Annotated in this window: 1 pseudogene; it reads right to left on the bottom strand. The window is 63.3% G+C overall.

The annotated features are described in order from the left end of the window. Positions 1-1,465 (bottom strand): annotated as a pseudogene (locus tag BS629_RS37885) (Ti-type conjugative transfer relaxase TraA); the annotation flags it as partial.

Raw genomic sequence — 1,465 nt, forward strand, 5'->3', positions numbered from 1 at the left:
CTCGGTGACGGCGGCAAGCATGGGGACATTCTCCATCCCTTGATCGGCACTGGCGCCGGCAACAATCTTCGAACGATCCCGTCGCTCGGCGAGATGCTGCTCGTCGGCAAAGCGCTTCACGGCCTCGAACAGCCGGGTCAGCTTCTCGCCTCTGATACTGGCGAGGTCTTCCGGCATACGCTCGACCATGTTGCGTTCGCCAACCGCGTCGGCCTTCGAGGTAAACGCGCGCCAGCCGAAGCGGGCGGTCAGCGCCTCGCTGACCGCCTTGACCTCCTGGACGATCGAGCGATCTTCGGCGGCAAGCGCAAAGGCGGTCTTGTAGGCGTCGTCACCACCTTGCCTGCGCACCACCTCGATCTCGGTAAGACGTGCCATCGCCTTTTCGGAGAGCGCCGGGATCGGCAATGCCATATGGGCGCGGCGCTGTTGCTCGTGGCTTTCGAAGCGTTCGGCATTCCGGCGGAACTGGGTGGCATGGGCGCGGACGAGCGGCAGCAAGTCCGTCAAGGCAGTGATCGCGGCATTTCGTTCGTCGCGTGCCGCACGACCGTCGACGATCAGCTCGGAACCCCGCAGGCGGCNTTCGACACTTGTATCCGATGAAAGCGCGTTCAAGGCGACAAGGGCTGCATCCGGGTCACGATAGATCGTCTCCAACACCGGCCGGAGGATGGCTTCCCGTTCCTTCCAGGCAGGAGACGAAAGTTGTGCCAGCCGCGCATCTTCCTCCACGCTGCTGGTGAAGACTGTGGTGGGAGGAATCAGATATCGGCCGCTCGCAATGTCCGCGTCTGAGACGGTTTGGGGTTCACGTTCCTCGTTGTAGGCGATGCGCCGTTCCCGCTCGATCGTGAAGCCGAGCGCAACGCTTGCCCGCTCCCACAGCTTCGCCAGCTGCTCGCGCCTCTCGGCAATCCCGGCCCACCGCCGGGAAAGGCTTTCCTCTATCCCGGCCGTAGCTTGAGAGAGGCTGTCGATCCCTCGACGGCGGGCAAAATCTTGGGCATGGGCGCGATAACCGGCCTCGCTTTCAAAATCGAGCGTCGTCGTCTTGGCGCCGGAACGCGACAGGCGCTCTACCAGCTGCTTGAACAGGTCCGGTCGATGGCTTTCCCGCTCGATCCGTTGCTGACGTTCTGCGGCGGTTTCGATCCGCTTGGCTGTCCAGACGTTGCGGTCGACCTCTCTTTCCTCGAACCGCTTCTGGCCGGTTTGTTCGTCGACGATCGCAACCTTGATCGTCACCCGCTCGACGCCGTCCTTGCGCAGCGTGACGGTATCGCCTTCTGAGACGCCACCTTCCTCGAGCGCCTTCGGTAGGCTGACGCCCCATAGACGATGGAGGGTGCCGTCATCCGTTCTGACATCGGCATAGGGGCTATCGTCGGCATCCTCGTCATTCGGCCGGAACTTGGCTTGTCCTGTTTCCACGAGCGCGCCGGTGACGCCGGCGGCATGATCG

The sequence above is a fragment of the Rhizobium leguminosarum bv. viciae USDA 2370 genome, assembly GCF_002008365.1.
Taxonomy (GTDB): domain Bacteria; phylum Pseudomonadota; class Alphaproteobacteria; order Rhizobiales; family Rhizobiaceae; genus Rhizobium; species Rhizobium leguminosarum.